Here is a 17,848-nt window from a genome sequence, read left to right as displayed (position 1 = left end):
GTGTTTCCCTCAGGCGAGGGCGCGCAGGTGTTGCCGTGGTGCTGCGGTGCCCTGCAAAAAGGCGGCATAGGGATCGTCTGGTGCCAGCATCATATCGACCACCTGCCGCAGCAGCTGACGGCGGCCGGACCGTGAATAAAACCCGCCCGGCAGCTGTGACGTCTCCAGCAGGAACCGGCGATATTGTTTGTAGGCGCGCCCATCGGGGCGGGCGGGGGCGGCAAAGAAATCGGCAAGCGGTTGGTCGGATACAAATTCGGCCTTGTCATAGACCGCCTTGCCAAAGACCTTCAGCGGCAGACCGCGCCACAGCACCTGCTGACCTGCGGTCGAGTTCACGGTGACCGCGGTGCGGGCCTCATTCAGCAGCTCTGCCAGTTTGCCGCCCCGGACAAAATGCAGCCGGTCGCCGACCTCGTATTTTTCGGCCAGCCGCCGCAGGGTGCGGCGGATCGGGGCGCGGCCATCTTCCAGCGGATGGGCCTTCATCACCAGATGATGATGGCGTGGCGCGCCTTTGGCGAAATCGCGCACCACCTCTTCCAGAAAATCCTCCATCGCGGTGAAGGGGGAATGTTCCTGAAAGGCGCTGTCATGTTCCAGCTGCAACAGCGCCAGATGATAGGGGAAGCCCCCATTGCGAATGCGCGCGGTGGCGATGCGGCGTTCGGCGATATGCAGGGGCATCAACAGCAGACGCCGCAGGTACAGCTTGAATTCCTGCGTCACTGTCAGGGCGCGATGAGGTCTGAATGCCCGGTACGCGCGGTTCGCAAACATCACAAACCAATGATAAAGCGCGCCGTAAATCACATGCTGGCGGGTGTCGCCCCAATGGGCCGGCGGCAGCGGTGTTTCCAGCGCGGTGCGCGCCAGCGCCTCTTCCATTTCGGGCACAGACATCTCCATCAGGCGCGAATGCCCATTGGCGCCACCGCGTTCATAGGTGACCCAATAGGGGCGCAGATAGCCTTCCTCGAATACATGCACGGTCAGGCCACGGTCGCGTGCAATTTCAACGGCTTGCGCATGGATCGGGCGGGTGTCGCCATACAAAACAATATCGGTGACGTCATGGGCATCGCACAGCTCTGCAAACCGTGCGGGCCAGTCTTCGGGCGCGCCCTGATAGGGGACATAGCTCGCGCGGTCCGGCCAGAACATCTGGTCGCCCTTGTTGAACCCGACACGATGCACCCGCGCGCCTGCCGATTTCACCAGCTGTCCCAATGCGCCAAAAAACGGCCCATGCGGCCCCTGTAGAAACAGGAAGCTGCGCGCCTCTGGCGGCAGGCTGGCAGGCTGGGGCGTCTCAGACGGCATTCGGCGGCTCCTTTGGGGCCTGAAAACTTGGTTAACACATCCTTAGCTATCACCGAGGCTGTGACTTGACGAGCGTATGTAACGTCTAAGGCAAAACTATGACCCAAGGTTTACCGCCCCCTCAGCTTCACGCGCCAGATCACCGGCCCCTCTTGAGAACACAGGCGCAAACCGCTAGCTCTGTCTGGAATTCTGCCCCGACCTTTGGGGCCCCTGTCAGGAGACCGCCCATGTTCACCGGGATCATCACCGATGTCGGCCGCATCACCCAACTGGAACAAGAAGGCGACCTGCGCGCCCGGATTGAAACCGCCTATGACACCAGCGGCATCGATATGGGGGCGTCGATCGCCTCGGATGGCTGCTGCCTGACGGTCGTGGCGCTGGGCGATACCTGGTACGAGGTGCAGATCTCGGCTGAAAGCCTGTCCAAGACCAACCTTGGCAACTGGACGGTCGGCAAACGCGTGAACCTTGAGCGCGCGCTGAAAGTCGGCGACGAGCTGGGCGGCCATATTGTCTCTGGTCACGTCGATGGCGTTGCCGAAGTGGTGGAAATGGTCGACGAAGGCGACAGCACCCGCGTCACCCTGCGCGCGCCCGAAGCGCTGGCGAAATTCATCGCGCCCAAAGGCTCGGTTGCGCTCAATGGCACCTCGCTGACAGTCAACGATGTGTCGGGCTGTGATTTTGGCATCAACTTCATCCCGCACACCAAAGAGGTCACCACCTGGGGCGACGTCAAACTGGGCGACCGCATCAACCTAGAGATCGACACGCTGGCCCGTTACGTGGCACGTTTGGGCGAGTTCCAGTCGTAAGCAGCATCCAAGGGGGTATCATGGCGGGGATCGGACATAACAACGGGCCTGCCATGGATGCCGCCGCACGGCTGCGCGTCAACCAATGGCGCACCGCGCAGGCGCAGCTGATGCGCCAGACCATCCCGCTGACCATTGTGCGCATGCGGATGAAGCGCGCGACCGAGCTGGGGCTGGATTACAAAACCTATGCCCGCGTCCGGCAAGCTTCGGGGCGGGATATTCTGGCGCTGATGTTTTCGTCGAATGCACTTCGCATTATAGGGCAGGGGGCAAAAATGCCCGCCGACCGCGACGCGGTGCTCGCGCGTGTAAAACGCGCCGATCAACTGGCCTTGGTCCATCGCCCAAACACACCCGAAGCTGTTCTGGCCGCCAACCCAACCCTGCATGACGCCGCAGCAGCACCCCTGTTCACCGACAGCTGGTCCACCATGCGCGACCGGGTCGCTGGCCTGATCCAGACGCGCAACTTGCCCGGCGACACAGTGCTGGTGGTGGGCGATGCGCCCTTGGAAGCAGACTGGTACGCCGCCGCCCGCGCCGCCGGTTATTTGACGGCAGAGGCCTATTTTGGCGCGCAGGGCTGACGCCCGCCGGATCACATCCTTTGGAAACCCGGCGGCATATGGCAATTCTCAGCCGCCAAATGCCGCTTCGAGGGTAGTATTCGCGCATCGAAGGGGCTATTTCGGCGCTAGACCGATGCGTGGGGCGGATGTGCCTGCCCCATAACGCTCCAGACCAAGAGGCCATGCCCCATGAGCTATGCGACCCCCGGACCCGTTGAGGCCGAACTGCGCGACGCCATCAGCCCGATCCAAGACATCATTGATGCCGCACGCGCGGGTGAGATGTATATTCTGGTGGACCACGAGGACCGCGAAAACGAAGGCGATCTGGTGATCGCGGCGGAATTTGCCGATGCGGCTGCCATCAACTTCATGGCGACCCATGGTCGGGGCCTGATCTGCCTGCCGATGACCGCCGAACGCGTCGATGATCTGGGCCTGCCGATGATGGCGGTGAACAACTCCTCGCGTCACGAGACCGCCTTTACCGTGTCGATCGAGGCCCGCGAAGGTGTCTCCACGGGCATCTCTGCCGAGGACCGCGCGCTGACCATTGCCACCGCGATTGACACCAGCAACACCATGGCCGAAATCGCCACCCCCGGTCACGTCTTCCCGCTGCGCGCCAAACGCGGCGGTGTGCTGGTCCGTGCGGGTCACACAGAGGCCGCCGTGGATATCTCGCGTCTGGCGGGCCTGAACCCCTCGGGCGTGATCTGCGAGATCATGAAAGAAGACGGCACCATGGCCCGTCTGCCCGATCTGGTGGAATTTGCCAAAGCGCATAATATGAAGATCGGCACCATTTCCGATCTGATCGCCTATCGCGCCAAGAACGACAACCTTGTGGTTGAGACGGGCCGCGACACCGTGCAGTCCGAATTTGGCGGCGCGTGGGAGATGCGCATCTTCACCGACCAGACCCATGACGTCGAACATGTGGTGCTGATCAAAGGCGACATCACCACGGCTGATCCGGTGCTGGTGCGCACCCATGCGCTGCACGAGGCCTCGGACCTGTTGGGTCTGGGCCCGAAACAATCGGACGAGCTGCCCACCGCAATGCAGAAAATCGCCGATGAGGGCCGCGGCATCGTCTGCCTGTTCCGCCAGCCGCGCAATGCGCTTTATGCCGCCGACGACGAAGGCCCGCGCACGGTGACCATCAAACAGACCGGCTTGGGCGCGCAGATCCTCAATAAGCTGGGCGTCGAAGAGCTGATCCTGCTCACCGATTCGCCTGCGACGAAATATGTGGGTCTGGACGCCTATGGTCTGTCGATTGTCGGCACCCGTCCGATCCTGACCTGATTGATGCCAAAGGAGGTCTGAGCTATGGCCGGACATGAGCAACATTACATTATGCCGCGTGCGGACTTCGACAAGCCGGTGAAAATCCTGATTGTCGTTTCGCCCTATTACAAAGACATCGCCGACAATATGGTCGCCGGTGCCGTGGCCGAGATTGAGGCCGCTGGTGGCACCTTTGAGATCGTCGAAGTGCCCGGCGCGCTTGAGATTCCCACTGCGATTGGCATTGCCGACCGTCAGTCGAACTTTGATGGCTATGTGGCGCTGGGCTGCGTTATTCGCGGCGAGACCACCCATTATGATACCGTCTGCAATGACAGTTCCCGCGCGATCCAGCTGTTGGGTCTGCAGGGGCTGTGCATCGGCAATGGCATCCTGACGGTGGAAAACCGCAAGCAGGCCGAGGTCCGCGCGGATCCCGCCGATCAGAACAAGGGCGGTGGGGCTGCGGCTGCGGCCTTGCATCTTGTGGCATTGACGCGTAAGTGGGGCGCCCAGACCAAGGGAGTCGGCTTTAAGGCGCCGACAGAGGCCATCCAACTGGCCGGCTCAGACAGTGGATCCACAACAGCATGACTCAAGATAACGGCCCCAAAAAGGGCAAGAACAAGACCCAGGAACGTTCTGCCGCCCGCCTTTACGCGGTGCAGGCCTTGTTTCAGATGGAAGCGAGCGATCAGACCTTTGACAAGGTGCTGGTGGAGTTCGAGGACCACCGTCTGGGGGCCGTTGTTGATGGCGACGAATATGCTGAAGGCGACCTGAAACTGTTCCGGTCGCTGGTGCGCGAAGCGGTGAACCATCAGGCGCAGATCGACCAGATGACCGACCGCGCGCTGGTTGCCAAATGGCCGATTGCTCGCATTGACCCGACCCTGCGCGCGCTGTTCCGCGCCGCTGGTGCGGAATTCATTGTCGATAAAACCCCGGTCAAAGTTGTCATCACCGAGTTTGTGGACATTGCACGGGCGTTTTTCCCGGAAGGCAAAGAAGCCAGCTTTGTCAACGCGGTGCTGGATCATATGGCACGCGAGGCCAAGCCTGAAGCGTTCTGAGGCTGACCTCTCTGCCGTAGAAATCCAAAGCGTCCCATTTGGGGCGCTTTTTCTTTGCGTGGGTGCCTGTTTTAGATGTCTCGCCTGGCATCTGGTGGTGCTCCCGCCCCCGCAGGGGATCTGACGATCCCCTTGGCGGTGTTGGGCATGGCACGCTGCCCCCCTGATAAGGGGGCAGCGTGCCGCGCCGGGCCAGAGGCCCGGCGCCCCCGCGTGGCGGGCGGGACTTTAAAATCTGGACGCAACCGCTTGCGGCGCGGGAGCGGCGCAAGCCCGGCCCAACGGGAGGGCGGGCCTTTTAAGGCCTGTCCGATGGGCGGGAGATCCCCCCCGCTGCGGTCGGCAGTTGGGCGCGGCGTCAGCTTTCCCGCAGACCGGTGGCCGAGGCGTGCAGAAGCCTTTCCAGCTGGGCGCGGGTGGTTTGATCCAGGCGTTCCAGATGCACCGTCATGCTTTTGCCATCCGGGCTGAGTTCGCTTGTGGGCACATCGCGGCGGCCGGGGTGGATGGCGTAGGGGATGATCTCGCGGCTGATGCCTTTGAACTGCATCGGCGGCATGGCCTCTGCCGCCACCATGTCGCGCACATGGGCATAGGTCTCGTAGCTCATCACAATGCCGCCGGGCTCTGCCGCCGCCTCGAGCCGCGCCGCGAGGTTGGCCTCGGCGCCGATGATCGTGTAATCCATCCGCTCGCTGGAGCCGAAGTTGCCGACGTTGCAGAACCCTGTATTGATCCCGATGCGGGCGCGGAAGGGGCGGTCGATCCCGCGTTTGCGCCAGTCCACATCGAGTTCTTCCAGACGGTCCTGCATCTCTAGGGCCATGGCGACACAGGCGCGCGCGTCCTCGGCTGTGCCGCGGGTTTCAGGGTCGCCGAAAAAGCCGACAATCGCATCGCCAATGAATTTATCGATGGTCGCCCCATGCCGTTCGGCAATGGCGGACATTTCGGTGAAATATTCATTCAGCAGCTCGGTCAACTCTTCGGGTTGCAGATCCTCCGAGGTCTGGGTGAAGTCTTTGATATCGGTGAAAAACACCGTCAGCTTCTTGCGTTCGGTGGAAATCTCTGCGGTTTTTTCACCAGAAAAGATCGACTTATAGACCTGCGGCGACAGATAGCGCGAGATCTTCATCGACACGCCCGCAAGGAATTCATTGTTGGAGGCCAGTTCTTCGCTTTGGGTTTTGAACTGCCGGGCCAGGCGCAGCTGGTGCAGGGCAAAGATCGTGCCGACGCTGCCCGCAACAATCAGATAGCCCAGCAGATGCGAGAACGACAGCAGGTTCACCGCCACAGGCTGACCGATCGTAAAGGACTGCAGCCCGCGTACATCGCCGACCTGCCAGTCGGTTTTGGGACTGTCGGGGTGGCTGTTGTGGCAGGCCACGCAGGCCGCGCCCATGCGCACCGGCGTCAGCATAGTCAAGCGGTGCTGGAACAGGTTGTTGCCTTCGGCTGCAAAAAACAGCGCATCGTCCTTTATGCCATTGCGAAACTGCGCAAGCGCATTGGACTCAGCCGTGCTCAGCGGTGGGCGGTCGCGGCCCTCGAACGGCAGGTCGGACAGGAACCGATAGGTGGCATCCAGACCCTTGGCGTCAATGGCCTGACCAATTTCAATCGACAGGGTGGCGGGGATCGGAATGGCGCCCTCGACCTCGTGGTGATCGTGGCGCGCCTTGGTCGGGGTTTCCCCATCCAGCTGGCTGATCACATTCTGCGCATAGTAGCTGCGCACCGTGGTCATCAGCGAATCCAGCGTGTGCCCCTGCCGCTTCAGCGCCTGATCGCTGATTGCGGTCAGATCGAGCCAGACGGCAATCGGCAGGGCAATGACGCCAAGCGCAACAAAAACGGGAACAAGTTCAGGCCGATTTAACAGAAACTGGCCTATACGATGTGATACTGCCATTGGGTACTCCCTCGCTGTGACGCGAAAACTGCTGCGCTTGGAAAAGGGTCATTTATGACTATACGTCCGAAATCGGTAAAATCGTCGCAATTTGTTTACACGGGCTGGACCTTCGGCGGATGCAGCCCTAGCATCTTTTACAGCGCGCAGAGATTTCCACGGAGGATCCAATGCCCGACCTGATCAAGCTCTATATTCGCAGCGCCCTTTGGGGGCTGGTTCTGGCAGCGATTTTTGTGGGCATGCTGATGTGGTTCAATGTGATGAACCTCTGGTCGCTGATTTCCGGCTCAAACGAGGGCGTGATTGCGCTACTGGCGCTGTGGATTGCCAATGCGATTGTCTTTGGCGCGGTGCAGTTTGCCTGGGCGATCATGGATATGGCCGAAGATGACGATGATGAACCGCGCGGGGGCACGAAGGTTGGCCCGCAGATGCAGCGGGATCTGGTGGCGATCCCGGTGCGCAGCGACGGAAAATCCGGTCAGGCCCGCCAGTTGCGCCGCCGTTGACACCCGCGCAGGTGACCCCCACCGGCTGACAAAAGAAAACAAGCCGCGCCAAGAGCGCGGCTTTTGTTTTTCATAACGAACACAAAGATTTACGACCACAAAGACTTGGTGGATTTGCGGCGGGACCACCAGACAACCGTTTCGCTTTGATTCCCGAGGACCTGTATGTACAGGTGGGCGCCAGGTAAACGGACCAGGATCCGAACAGAGCCAGCTCCCTCGGAATTGCTTAAGGCCACCGGAATGCTGCGTTGCACGAGAAGGGCAGAACCCGCCTGCAGACCTAACTAGGGCTGCGCAGGCAGGGTTGCAAGGGGGCGCGGTGCTGCGGCTGCAAAGAACCTGCCTTTGGCGCCGCACCTTATGGGGTTGGGCTGGCGGCGCGGGTCTGTGGGTGCCGTCGCGCGCTTGATTTTTGTTCTTCAATTGTTCACATTTGACTCATGGACAATCTGACCCCTTCGCCCATGGACCCCATGGACCCCTTGGACCATCTGCAGCCCGGTCAGCGGCTGGCCCGCGGGGTGAGCCGCTATTTCCGCTCGCTTGGGTTTGCCGCGCTGGAAGAATTTGTGCCTGCCCGTGGCCTGCGTGTCGATGTGATGGGGCTGGGCCCCAAAGGCGAGCTGTGGATTGTGGAGTGCAAGTCCAGCCGCGCCGATTTCCAGAGCGACAGCAAATGGCAGGGCTATCTGGAGTGGGGCGACCGGTATTTCTGGGCGGTCGATTCGGAGTTTCCGACCGACCTGCTGCCTGAAGGCAGCGGGCTGATTATGGCCGATGCCTATGATGCGCAGGTGATCCGTATGCCGGATGAACAAAAGCTGGCCCCGGCGCGACGCAAGAAGCTGGTGCAGAAGTTCGCGATGGATTCCGCCTGGCGGCTGCAACGGCTGCGCGATCCGCGTCCTGGGAAGGACGGGACCTTGTTTAGGGGGCCAGGGCTGTAACGCGCGGGCGCTAGGGGTCGCCGGGTTTTTCTGGTTCAAACGACGGCTGTGCGTACCCGCTGAGGGCCATGTTCAACAGCTGTTTGGTGCTGTCTTCAGGCTCTGCTGCGGCGCGGGCGGCGGCGCGTTCTTCGCGTTCGACAAAGGCATTGATGACAGTCGCAGCCTCAGGGACAGGGACAGCGGCAGGGCTGCTGCTGTCCATCCGCTGTGCGGGCGCGGCGACCTGCGCCAACGCCGATATGGCGACGGCGGTCTGGGATGTCGAAGGATGCGGTTGGACCGTGTCCTGTTCCTCGTAGAAGGCGGTGACGCGATCGGCTGTTTTCAGCACCTCCAGCGCGGGCATGGGCGGCAGGCCGGGATTAGAGATCGGCGGTTTGATCTGCGCCGTGGAAATCGCACGTTCCATCTGCTGCAGCGTTTCGGTCAGGCGGTCAACAGCCATCCGCCAGCCCAGCGTTGTGGGCTTGGGTTCGGCGCTGATCATCTGCGCACGGGCGCGCCGGGCGAGCGAGGCTTCCTTGTGCAGAAACCCGGTGTCCGGTCCGCGTGTTTCGGCGGCCTGCGACGGCGCCGCAGCGGATGACGAAGAGCTGTCACCGCGCGCTGGCGTGGATGGGGTTGCACCGGGCGTCTTGGCGGGCGTCTGAGCAGGCGTGCGAGCAGGCGCATCAGCCTGCGCACCATTGTGCGCCTGTGGCGACATGGACACCCCGGCAACATTGGGGAGATACTGATACATCTTACTGGCTCCAAAAACGGGCATGTGCCCGACACGAAAACCCTCACTGTCTGGTTAACAATACCGGAAAGCACAGCGGGCATGTTTAAGTTTTGGAGAGGAAGGTTAATCAGGGGTTAACCTGCGCCAGCCGGGACAGGGGGCTTTCCCAATCAAAGGCGCATCGACCCCGCCGCGACAGGCTGGCGGCAGGGCCTGAGGTCACGCGCGCCCGGCGGCGCGATCAGCCAGAGACGCTGCGCGCGGCCATGGCGGCGGCGCGGATTTCGTCCGCGATTTCTTCGGCTTCTTCGGGGTCGAAATCCATCGGGATTTCAACGTCACCCGCTTCGATAAAGATGCGCACCATGCCCTGATCGGTGGGGCCGATTTGCAGGTTGGCTTCGAGGTCGCGTTCGGTGTTGATGCTCATGGCGTAGGGTCCTTGGGTTTGCTTTTGCGCCGTGGCGGCGAGACTTTGGAACTGCTGCTAGACTGCATCAGGGGGTAAGGCAAGCCAAGGGGTCAGCCGGGGGTGGTGACGCGATGCCCTGCGGCGCGGAGTGCGGCAGCGGCCTGCGCGCCGGGCACCAAGACATGTTCGCCGTCAAAGGTGCAGACCACAAAGACACCGATTCCCTTGTCCGACAGCGGCGCGATAAAGGACTGCACAATACCTGCGGCTTCGAACGGGAAGGGGCCGATGCTGCGCAGGCAGATCCAGTCGCGGTCTGCCTCTACCTCGGCGGGCACGCGGTCCTCTGGGCACACAAGGGTGACTTCGTCCGAGGCGCGGATGGCGGCTGAAAAACCGGGACCGTTCAGCCAGCCCGGAAAATCCGCGTCCGGCGCCAGGCGCGAGATGGCGTATTGGCCGGGCACGGTTTGGATGTTGAGAGTATGGGACATTGGCATTCCTTTCCGCCGTGCCTGTCTGCAGTGCGAAGAAGGACATTCCTGCGCCGGGTCTGATGAGCAGACAAGCTGGGTGGGCAAGCGGTGCAAGAGCTTCATCTTCAAAGATGATTTGCAGGGAGCCTAGGGGACGCGGGTCACGGTTGGCAAGGGGCTGGCGCGGGGCGGGCTCCGGGCGGGCACGGGGCTGGCACGGGTGGGGGCAGGCACGGGGGGCAATCAGGAGGCAGGCGCTCAAAAGGGGCAATTGCTGGATCGATGCGTTTTGCACAGAAAAATGACATTTCGTAAAAAACTTCGCTTGGACCCTCTTGCGCTCCCCAAACCTGTGTTATAAATCGCCCCCAGTGCCGCCTTAGCTCAGTTGGTTAGAGCGCCTGATTGTGGATCAGGAGGTCCCCCGTTCGAGCCGGGGAGGTGGTACCACCCTCTCACTCAGTTGTGAAAAGCTGTTGATGAGAAAAGAAAAACCGGCCCTTGTGGCCGGTTTTCTTTTGTTCAGGCGGTGGTGGGAGAGAGAGCCCCCAAATGGGCCCTCAGGTGGTTATTTGATCGTGATGTCCTGGCGCAGATCGCCGGTTTTCGCGTCGAGAATCAGGATCTTGTCCGAGGTGGTCACCACGGCGATCCAGCCCGGCCCGAAGGTCACCGCGCGGGCGACCTCGCCCTCGGGCAGGGTGATCTGACCCGGCATCTGCGGCAGCGCAGGCGTCGGCGCATCCGACAGGCGGATGACAAGCAGGGCGACAACGGCTAAAAGCCCGCCCACCATGATCACGGTCAGCGTGGTCACCAATCGGCGCAAAAAGCGCAGGTTCTGCGGCTCTGTTTCGGGGTCGTTTTGGAAATCAGGCTCGGAAGGAAGTGTCATGGCCAGCCGCCTCGTTGAATTCGTGATTGCGGAAGATCCGCCCAAGCGCCTTGATAAGGCGGTTGCGCGCGATGTGCCAGAGGAAGCCAGCCTGTCGCGCACGCGGCTGGCGCGTCTGATCGAAGAGGGCAGCCTGCATGTGGATGGTGTTGCGGTCACCGACCCCAAAGCGCGCGTCGCAGAAGGCGCGGCGATTGCCATCACCGTGGAGGACGCCGACGAGAGCCACATTGGCCCCGAAGACATCCCGCTTGAGGTGATTTTTGAAGACGACGATCTGATCGTCATCAACAAGCCTGCGGGCATGGTGGTGCATCCGGCGCCCGGCTCGCCCAATGGCACGCTGGTCAATGCGCTGCTGCATCACTGCGGCGACAGCCTGTCGGGCGTTGGCGGGGTGAAGCGCCCCGGCATTGTGCACCGTATCGACAAAGAGACCTCGGGCCTGCTGGTGGTGGCGAAATCTGATGTGGCGCATCAGGGGCTGGCGGCGCAGTTCGAACGCCACACGGTGGAACGCTACTACCGCGCGGTCTGCTATGGCGTGCCCGACAGCAATGATCCGCGTCTGCGGGGCGTGAAGGGCACAAGTTTTGAGCCCGGCAATATTTTGAAGATCACCACCCAGCTGGCGCGGCATAAACATGACCGTCAGCGGCAAGCGGTGCTGTTTGATGGCGGCCGCCATGCGATCACGCGGGTGCGGATCGTCGAGGCCTTTGGCACGCCAGAGGTGGCGGCGCTGGTTGAATGCTGGCTGGAGACCGGGCGCACCCATCAGATCCGCGTGCATATGGCCCATGCAGGCCACAGCCTGGTGGGAGATCCGACCTATGGCGGCAAGCGCAAACTGTCGCAGAAAGCCCTGAACCCGGCGGGGATTGCGGCGGTGGGGGGCTTTGCCCGTCAGGCCCTGCATGCGGCCGTTTTGGGGTTTGAACACCCGGTGAGCGGCGAGATGATGCGTTTTGAAGCGCCGTTGCCGCAGGACATGGAAGATCTGATTGCCAAATTGAGCCGCCCTGCGCTTGGGTGAGGCAACCGCTGGGAAGAGATGTTTCGCTTCGGGCTTTGCCCGAAGCGACCGGCGCGGCGCGCGCCCCTTTGGGGCGCGCGCCGCGCGTGGCCCAACTCGCCGATGGGTCCCCGAAGGGGGCACAAGACGGGGCGGGAGCGCCCCGCTGCTGCTGGGCGCAAAGCTTGTCGTTCTGCCGCCCCGCCGCGTCCTGGCGCAAATTTCCCCATGGCGCTGGTTTTTCGAGGAAAACGGCCCTTTTCGAGGTCGCTAGAAAAAACTTATTAAAAATAATGCCCTCTGTGTCCTGTTTCACAGAAGACAGAGGCTTTGCTTTCTATAACACTGGAGACAAGACCGGGGGCCGCCCTCTTGAAACCTTGTGCGGCAGACCCCATCTGGCTTGATGTTAAGCCTGTATACATTTGGAACAAAGGGGACAGATGAATGGCGAATTATGCAAACCTGCCCGCACCGACACCGGAAGGCGGCCTCAATCGTTACCTGCAAGAGATCCGCAAGTTTCCGCTCCTGGAGCCGGAAGAGGAATACATGCTGGCGAAACGCTGGGTCGAGGAGCAGGACGCCGAATCTGCCCATAAGATGGTGACATCGCACCTGCGCCTGGCGGCCAAGATTGCCATGGGCTACCGCGGCTATGGTCTGCCGCAGGCCGAGGTGATCTCGGAGGCCAATGTCGGCCTGATGCAGGCGGTGAAACGCTTTGATCCCGAGAAAGGCTTCCGTCTGGCGACCTATGCCATGTGGTGGATCCGGGCGGCCATTCAGGAATACATCCTGCGGTCCTGGAGCCTGGTGAAGCTGGGCACCACCTCGGCGCAGAAGAAGCTGTTCTTCAACCTGCGCAAAGCCAAGGCCCGCATTGGCGCGCTGGAAGATGGTGACCTGCGGCCCGAGAATGTGGCCCGCATTGCGACCGATCTGGGCGTGACCGAGGACGAGGTGATTTCCATGAACCGCCGCATGTCCGGTGGGGATGCCTCGCTGAACGCGGTGATTGGCGGCGACGGCGACAGCACCATGCAGTGGCAGGACTGGCTGGAAGATGAAGACGCCGACCAAGCTGGCGACTATGAGGCCAAGGACGAGCTGAACGCCCGTCGCGAGCTTCTGGCGCAGGCGATGGATGTGCTGAATGACCGGGAAAAGGACATTCTGACCCAGCGCCGCCTGACCGAGCAGGTCAAAACGCTGGAAGAGCTGAGCGCCCAATATGACGTAAGCCGCGAGCGCATTCGTCAGATCGAGGTGCGCGCCTTTGAAAAGCTGCAGAACAAGATGCGCGATCTGGCCGCCGACAAGGGCATGATGCGCACCGTTTAACCGTTTCTCCCTCGGGCTGGCTGGCGACGGTCGGTTCCGCCTCCCAAAGGGCGCCAGAGGTTTTCTCTTGGCGCTCTTCTTTTTTGTTCTGATCTGTGTTCAGGCGATGGCCTGATCGAAGGTCTCGGCGGCGTGCAGGTCCACGACGCTCAGCCCGCCTGCGCCATTGTCGGCGTCATGGGTGGTGTAGCGGATGGAGAAATAGCCCCAGCCCAGTTGCAGATCCGGGTGGTGGCCGGATTTATCCGCGAGATAGGTGGCGAGGTTGCACAGGTACACGGCCTTGGCAAAGCCTTTGACATCAAAACGGCGTTCAATGGATTGCCCGTTTTCGGAGAGGATCCAGTCGGGCAGGCGCGCGGCCATAAAGGCTTTGGCCTCGGAACGGGAGAGGGTGGGGGTGTCGTGCCCACAGCGTGTCGTCGTCATGTAAATTATCCTGATTATGCCGCTTTTGGCGGGTATTTGGGGGCGTGCAGCCCAAGGGCGCGGGCGGTTTGAATATCGCCCAGAAGATCACGGTCGGCGGCGGCAAACAGCTGGTCCAGATCATCGAGCACAAAGTATACCGGCTGCGGAATGTCGATCCGGTAAGGGGTGCGCAGAATGTCGATCACGTCAAAGGGGCGCAGTTCCGGCACGCCTGAGGTCGCATGCAGGATCTCCGTCGGCGAGGAGGCCAGACCAGAACCCAGCGTTTTTACACTGTCGCCTTCGCGCAGGAGGCCGAATTCGATGGTGAACCAGTAAAGGCGGATCAGCCAGGCATAGTCGTCCTTGACGGCCTGTGTTCCGGCCGTGCCGATGGCCTGCGAAAACCCGGCAAAACGCGCATCGGTCAAAAGCGGTGTGTGGCCAAAGATTTCGTGGAAAATATCCGGTTCTTCAATGTAGTCGAAATGCTCGCGTGAGCGGATAAAGGACGCCGCGGGAAAGGTTTTCTCCGCCAGCATGGAGAAGAACTGCTGAAAGCCAATCAGCGCGGGCACGGGGGCCACTTGCCATCCGGTCAGGGTGCGCAACCGGTCCGAAATCTCGGGACATTGCGGCACACGATCTGCGGCCATGGCGACGCGGTCGAATCCATCAAGATAAGGCTTTGAGGCATGTTCGCGGATGCGCGGCAGCTGCTGGGCATAAAGATCGGCCCACACCGCGTCTTCCTCGGAGGTGTAGGCAATATGGCCGGTGTCATCCGGGATCTTGGCGACATAGTCGGTGGATTTTGGCACGGGGTCCTCCCTTTGGGCTGTTTGCGGTGAGCGCGTCCTCCGTGAATAGGATTGCCTCCTGTGGGCGAAAAATCTTGCCTTTCTGCCTTTTGGGATGCTGAACTGAGGTAAAGTTTTTCAGAATGACGGGGTTAAAGGGCAAATGTCGCTAAAACTGGATGCAACCGACCGGAAACTGCTGGCCTTGGTGCAGGCGGATGGCAAGGCGAGCCTTCAGGATCTGGCCGAGGCCGCGGGCCTGTCGCCGTCGCCTTGCTGGCGGCGGATCAAACGGATGGAGGAGGCCGGGCTGATCCGGGGCTATGTGGCGCGGCTGGATCCCAAGCTGTTGGGGCTGCACGCGCTGGCCTATGTGTTTGTGACGCTGGTGGATCATCACGAGGACACAATGGCGCGGTTCGCCCGGCTGGTGGGGCAAGAGGAGCGCATTGTGGAATGTGCCTCGGTCACGGGGAGCGCGGATTACATTCTGAAAGTCGCAGCCAAAGACCCCGAGGATCTGGAGCGGTTCCTGATGAGGGGGATTTTGGCCTCGGGGCTGGTGCGGGAAAGCCAGACCCATTTCATTCTGCGACAGACCAAAACGCGCAGCCCCTGGCCATTGTTGGACTAGGGGGGCTGTATCAAAGGCGGCAGGCCTTCGCGATGTGGGCAACGGCACGTATCCCAAAGCGGGTGTCTGGCTGGCTGCTGTGCGGGTGGCTGCGGGGCTGGCTGTCTGGCTGGGTCAGGGACCTGGCTGGAGTGCTTGCTGCGGTGCGTCCTTACAAAGTCGCGCGCTTGAATGCCTTGGACCCTCTATGCCCTGATTCCATCCGGCTTGCAAGAAAAACGTTCAAAAACAAATACTTGATAGATTTAGTCGGGAGTTTTCCATTAGGGAAGCCGCTGGCGCAGCAGCCGGATGACATTGCCGCCCATGACGTTTTCGATCTGCTCCGGGCTGAGGCCTGCGTCGCGCAGCGCCTGTGTCAGCTGCGGCAGCCCAGCGGCGTCAAAGGGCACGGGCTGGGCGCTGTCAAACCCCGACGCCAACGCCACATGCGTGTCGCCGACAAGGTCCAGCGTGGCGCGCAGGCTTTGGGCAATGCTGGTGGCCGTGGTGTCACAGCTGCCAGATGCGGGGGCGGCAAAGGGCACGCCAATCACCCCGCCGTGGCGGGTGAAGTCGACCAGCAGATCTTCGGGCAGGGGCAGATGACCGGCGCAGCCCGGTTGCGGCGCACCGGTGGTCAGGACCATCGGCATCAGGGTTTCAGACAGGGCGGCGCGGATTTTGGCGGGGCTGAGCCCGGCGAGGTTCACCACCATGCCCCGGCGGTCCGCCTCTGCCAGCAGTTGCCGTTCAAAGGTGGACAGGCTGCCGTTCGTGGGGGGCAGGGCAGGGCGCAGTGGATCGGCCAGGCCGACCATGCGGTAGCCGCCCTGATACAGCGGGTCGAGATTGCGGATCTGCCCCTGCAGGGCAGAGGCCCCGTCCAGCGCCAGCAGCCCACCGATCACATCGCCAGAGGCGGATTTCCGGCGCAGCAGGGTTTCCAGATCGGCGCGGGTGCGCAGGATCCGCAGACCGCCACCCCCGGCTTCCTGTGCCTGATGCAGAAGGCGGGCCTGCACCGCGGCCCGGTTGAAGGGATGGCGCCAGCTGGGCAGCGGCCAGAGCTGGATCATCGCCAAGAGGCTGGCCCCATCAAGATCGCCGTTCCGCCCCAGCCAGCGCGGCGCCGGTGCAGAGGTCACCACAGAGAAGACCTGCAGCGTAACATTGCCCCGCTCTAGCCGCGGCAGATCCACATGGCCCCGCGTGTTGTCCCGACTAAGGTCGCGCCGCCACAGCGTTGTCGCCGCTGAAAGATCCGCAATCTGCAGGTTTTGGTGCAGGCTGGCGGTTTCGGGGGATGGCACTGGCCCATCTGACCGGGGGGTGACCCGGTTCAGCTGCTGGTCCAGCGCCTTTGGGCCAAACACCAGCGCGGCCCCGGCCAAAACAGCGACGAGGATCAGGAGGCGGGTCAAAAGGCGCATGAGGCGGCGCATTGGCTCTCCTTTGCCGGAAAGGCCTCAGGTCTGGCCCTGCGGGGTTGTGGGCTCCTTCCCTTGCGGAAAGCTACGCCTGCAATGGGGTTCCGCCAAGGGAAAATTTTCCCGCGTCTCAGGGCGCAAAAGGCGGACAGGGTGTTTGCGCCAACAGGCGCAGCGGGTACTCTGACCGCAACTGCGGATCAAAGGGGGAGGCAGACCATGGCAGACACGGTCAAATGGGGGATTTTGGGCGCGGCGAAATTTGCCCGCGAGCATATGGGCCCGGCCATTCACAGCGCGGCCGGCGCAGAGCTTTATGCGCTGGCGACCTCCAGCCCCGAGAAAGCCGCGCCGTTTCAGGCCTTTGCACCGGGGCTCCGGCGACATGACAGCTATGAGGCGCTGCTGGCGGATCCCGAGGTCGAGGCCGTCTATATCCCGCTGCCCAATCACCTGCATGTGGAATGGACGCTCAAGGCGCTGGCGGCGGGGAAACATGTGCTGTGCGAAAAGCCAATGGCGATGCGGGCGGGCGATTATGATGCGCTGATTTCTGCGCGTGACACCAGCGGGTTGCTGGCGGCAGAGGCCTATATGATCCTGCATCACCCGCAGTGGCAACGGGTCCACGAGATGGTGCAGGCCGGGGAGGTCGGCGCCGTGCAGCATGTATCGGGCCGGTTCTCGTTCGACAATCGCGCGGACACGGGCAATATCCGCAACCGGGCAGAAACCGGCGGCGGGGCGCTGCGCGATATTGGCGTCTATGTCTTTGGCAGCGCGCGCTTTGTGATGGGCGCGGAGGCGCAGGATATTTCCGCGCAGATCCGCTGGGAAAACGGGATTGATGTGCAAAGCCATGTGCAGGCGCGGCTAGGGGGCGCGACCTATTCGGCCTATGTCAGCACCCGGATGCATCCGTTTCAGGAGATGGTGTTTCACGGGGAACGCGGGCTGATCCGGCTGACTGCGCCCTTTAACCCGCGCGTCTTTGGGGAGGCGCGGATAGAACTGCACCGGGCCGCACATGTGGGCGGGGGGCAGGTGCTGGAAGAACGGTTCCCGCAGGCTGACCATTATCGCCTGCAGGTCGAAGCCTTTGGGCGCAGCCTGCGGGACGGCGCGGCTTATCCCTGTCCGCTGGAATTTTCCCGTGGCACCCAAGAGATGATGGATCAGGTCTTTGCGGTGGCACGCGACCTCTGAGGCCGCCCTGTGGTGCGGCGCGCACCATGGGCGGAACAGGCGGGGGCGCACCGCAGG

At 62.1% G+C, this 17,848-nt stretch carries 20 protein-coding genes and 1 tRNA gene; 12 read left to right on the top strand and 9 right to left on the bottom strand.

Annotation, left to right across the window (positions count from 1 at the left end; translation table 11 throughout):
- Positions 1–9 precede the first annotated feature (9 nt).
- A complete protein-coding gene (locus TRM7557_RS01380; protein ID WP_058288425.1) occupies positions 10–1,323 on the bottom strand; it encodes a capsule biosynthesis protein in 1,314 nt (437 codons plus the stop codon).
- A 230-nt stretch (positions 1,324–1,553) separates the two neighbouring features.
- Here TRM7557_RS01380 and TRM7557_RS01375 point away from each other — a divergent pair, with 230 nt between their 5' ends.
- From TRM7557_RS01375 to nusB, 5 genes are all read left to right on the top strand, one after another.
- Positions 1,554–2,144 (top strand): riboflavin synthase, encoded by a 591-nt coding sequence (locus tag TRM7557_RS01375; protein WP_058288424.1) that lies wholly within the window; start codon positions 1,554–1,556, stop codon positions 2,142–2,144.
- Between the two features lie 20 nt (positions 2,145–2,164).
- Positions 2,165–2,734: a hypothetical protein gene (locus tag TRM7557_RS01370; RefSeq protein WP_207382608.1), complete on the top strand. Its 570-nt coding sequence runs from the start codon at positions 2,165–2,167 to the stop codon at positions 2,732–2,734.
- Positions 2,735–2,905: 171 nt separating this feature from the next.
- A complete protein-coding gene (ribB, locus tag TRM7557_RS01365; protein WP_058288422.1) occupies positions 2,906–4,027 on the top strand; it encodes a 3,4-dihydroxy-2-butanone-4-phosphate synthase in 1,122 nt (373 codons plus the stop codon).
- 24 nt (positions 4,028–4,051) lie between these two features.
- Complete coding sequence (locus tag TRM7557_RS01360) at positions 4,052–4,603, top strand: 6,7-dimethyl-8-ribityllumazine synthase (protein ID WP_058288421.1); 552 nt, start codon at positions 4,052–4,054, stop codon at positions 4,601–4,603.
- On the top strand, positions 4,600–5,082 hold the full coding sequence (nusB, locus tag TRM7557_RS01355) for a transcription antitermination factor NusB (protein WP_058288420.1): 483 nt from the start codon (positions 4,600–4,602) through the stop codon (positions 5,080–5,082). Before TRM7557_RS01360 ends, nusB begins: the two co-directional genes overlap by 4 nt.
- Before the next feature lie 358 nt (positions 5,083–5,440).
- Here nusB and TRM7557_RS01350 read toward each other — a convergent pair whose 3' ends face one another.
- Complete coding sequence (locus TRM7557_RS01350) at positions 5,441–7,000, bottom strand: adenylate/guanylate cyclase domain-containing protein (protein ID WP_058288419.1); 1,560 nt, start codon at positions 6,998–7,000, stop codon at positions 5,441–5,443.
- Positions 7,001–7,170: 170 nt separating this feature from the next.
- On the opposite strand from TRM7557_RS01350, the gene TRM7557_RS01345 reads away from it, so the two are divergent.
- Positions 7,171–7,512 carry a hypothetical protein gene (locus tag TRM7557_RS01345; protein WP_058288418.1) on the top strand — a complete coding sequence of 114 codons (342 nt, stop codon included), beginning with the start codon at positions 7,171–7,173 and terminating at the stop codon, positions 7,510–7,512.
- 443 nt (positions 7,513–7,955) lie between these two features.
- Positions 7,956–8,462, top strand: a complete 507-nt coding sequence (locus TRM7557_RS01340; protein ID WP_235811372.1) for an MmcB family DNA repair protein — start codon at positions 7,956–7,958, stop codon at positions 8,460–8,462.
- 10 nt (positions 8,463–8,472) lie between these two features.
- Here TRM7557_RS01340 and TRM7557_RS01335 read toward each other — a convergent pair whose 3' ends face one another.
- From TRM7557_RS01335 to TRM7557_RS01325, 3 genes are all read right to left on the bottom strand, one after another.
- The gene (locus TRM7557_RS01335; RefSeq protein WP_074942026.1) at positions 8,473–9,207 is read right to left on the bottom strand and encodes a hypothetical protein; all 735 of its coding nucleotides are present in this window, start codon (positions 9,205–9,207) and stop codon (positions 8,473–8,475) included.
- 223 nt (positions 9,208–9,430) lie between these two features.
- Entirely contained in the window at positions 9,431–9,619 is a 189-nt protein-coding gene (locus TRM7557_RS01330; protein ID WP_058288416.1) for a DUF6324 family protein, read from the bottom strand.
- A 92-nt stretch (positions 9,620–9,711) separates the two neighbouring features.
- Positions 9,712–10,095 (bottom strand): ACT domain-containing protein, encoded by a 384-nt coding sequence (locus TRM7557_RS01325; RefSeq protein ID WP_058288415.1) that lies wholly within the window; start codon positions 10,093–10,095, stop codon positions 9,712–9,714.
- A 355-nt stretch (positions 10,096–10,450) separates the two neighbouring features.
- On the opposite strand from TRM7557_RS01325, the gene TRM7557_RS01320 reads away from it, so the two are divergent.
- A tRNA-His gene (locus tag TRM7557_RS01320) sits at positions 10,451–10,527 on the top strand.
- A gap of 118 nt (positions 10,528–10,645) precedes the next feature.
- Here TRM7557_RS01320 and TRM7557_RS01315 read toward each other — a convergent pair.
- Positions 10,646–10,972: a DUF6476 family protein gene (locus TRM7557_RS01315; RefSeq protein WP_058288414.1), complete on the bottom strand. Its 327-nt coding sequence runs from the start codon at positions 10,970–10,972 to the stop codon at positions 10,646–10,648.
- On the opposite strand from TRM7557_RS01315, the gene TRM7557_RS01310 reads away from it, so the two are divergent.
- Complete coding sequence (locus TRM7557_RS01310) at positions 10,971–12,008, top strand: RluA family pseudouridine synthase (RefSeq protein ID WP_058288413.1); 1,038 nt, start codon at positions 10,971–10,973, stop codon at positions 12,006–12,008. The two genes, TRM7557_RS01315 and TRM7557_RS01310, sit on opposite strands and share 2 nt — an antisense overlap.
- A gap of 426 nt (positions 12,009–12,434) precedes the next feature.
- Positions 12,435–13,331: an RNA polymerase sigma factor RpoH gene (gene rpoH / locus TRM7557_RS01305; RefSeq protein ID WP_058288412.1), complete on the top strand. Its 897-nt coding sequence runs from the start codon at positions 12,435–12,437 to the stop codon at positions 13,329–13,331.
- Positions 13,332–13,430: 99 nt separating this feature from the next.
- Here the strand turns inward: rpoH and TRM7557_RS01300 are convergent, their stop codons facing one another.
- Together TRM7557_RS01300 and TRM7557_RS01295 are read right to left on the bottom strand one after the other, a co-directional pair.
- A complete protein-coding gene (locus tag TRM7557_RS01300; RefSeq protein WP_058288411.1) occupies positions 13,431–13,760 on the bottom strand; it encodes a 4a-hydroxytetrahydrobiopterin dehydratase in 330 nt (109 codons plus the stop codon).
- A 14-nt stretch (positions 13,761–13,774) separates the two neighbouring features.
- Positions 13,775–14,563, bottom strand: coding sequence for a phenylalanine 4-monooxygenase (locus TRM7557_RS01295; protein WP_058288410.1), 789 nt, complete (start codon positions 14,561–14,563; stop codon positions 13,775–13,777).
- 142 nt (positions 14,564–14,705) lie between these two features.
- Here TRM7557_RS01295 and TRM7557_RS01290 point away from each other — a divergent pair, with 142 nt between their 5' ends.
- Positions 14,706–15,176, top strand: a complete 471-nt coding sequence (locus TRM7557_RS01290) for an Lrp/AsnC family transcriptional regulator (protein WP_058288409.1) — start codon at positions 14,706–14,708, stop codon at positions 15,174–15,176.
- A gap of 263 nt (positions 15,177–15,439) precedes the next feature.
- On the opposite strand, the gene TRM7557_RS01285 is transcribed toward TRM7557_RS01290, so the two are convergent.
- Positions 15,440–16,600: a dipeptidase gene (locus tag TRM7557_RS01285; RefSeq protein WP_058288408.1), complete on the bottom strand. Its 1,161-nt coding sequence runs from the start codon at positions 16,598–16,600 to the stop codon at positions 15,440–15,442.
- Between the two features lie 204 nt (positions 16,601–16,804).
- Here TRM7557_RS01285 and TRM7557_RS01280 point away from each other — a divergent pair, with 204 nt between their 5' ends.
- Complete coding sequence (locus TRM7557_RS01280) at positions 16,805–17,791, top strand: Gfo/Idh/MocA family protein (RefSeq protein WP_058288407.1); 987 nt, start codon at positions 16,805–16,807, stop codon at positions 17,789–17,791.
- Positions 17,792–17,848: the final 57 nt, after the last annotated feature.

Source organism: Tritonibacter multivorans, assembly GCF_001458415.1.
Taxonomy (GTDB): Bacteria; Pseudomonadota; Alphaproteobacteria; order Rhodobacterales; family Rhodobacteraceae; genus Epibacterium; species Epibacterium multivorans.
Note: the sequence above shows the minus strand (reverse complement) of the source record. Positions and strands in the feature narration are given on the sequence as shown.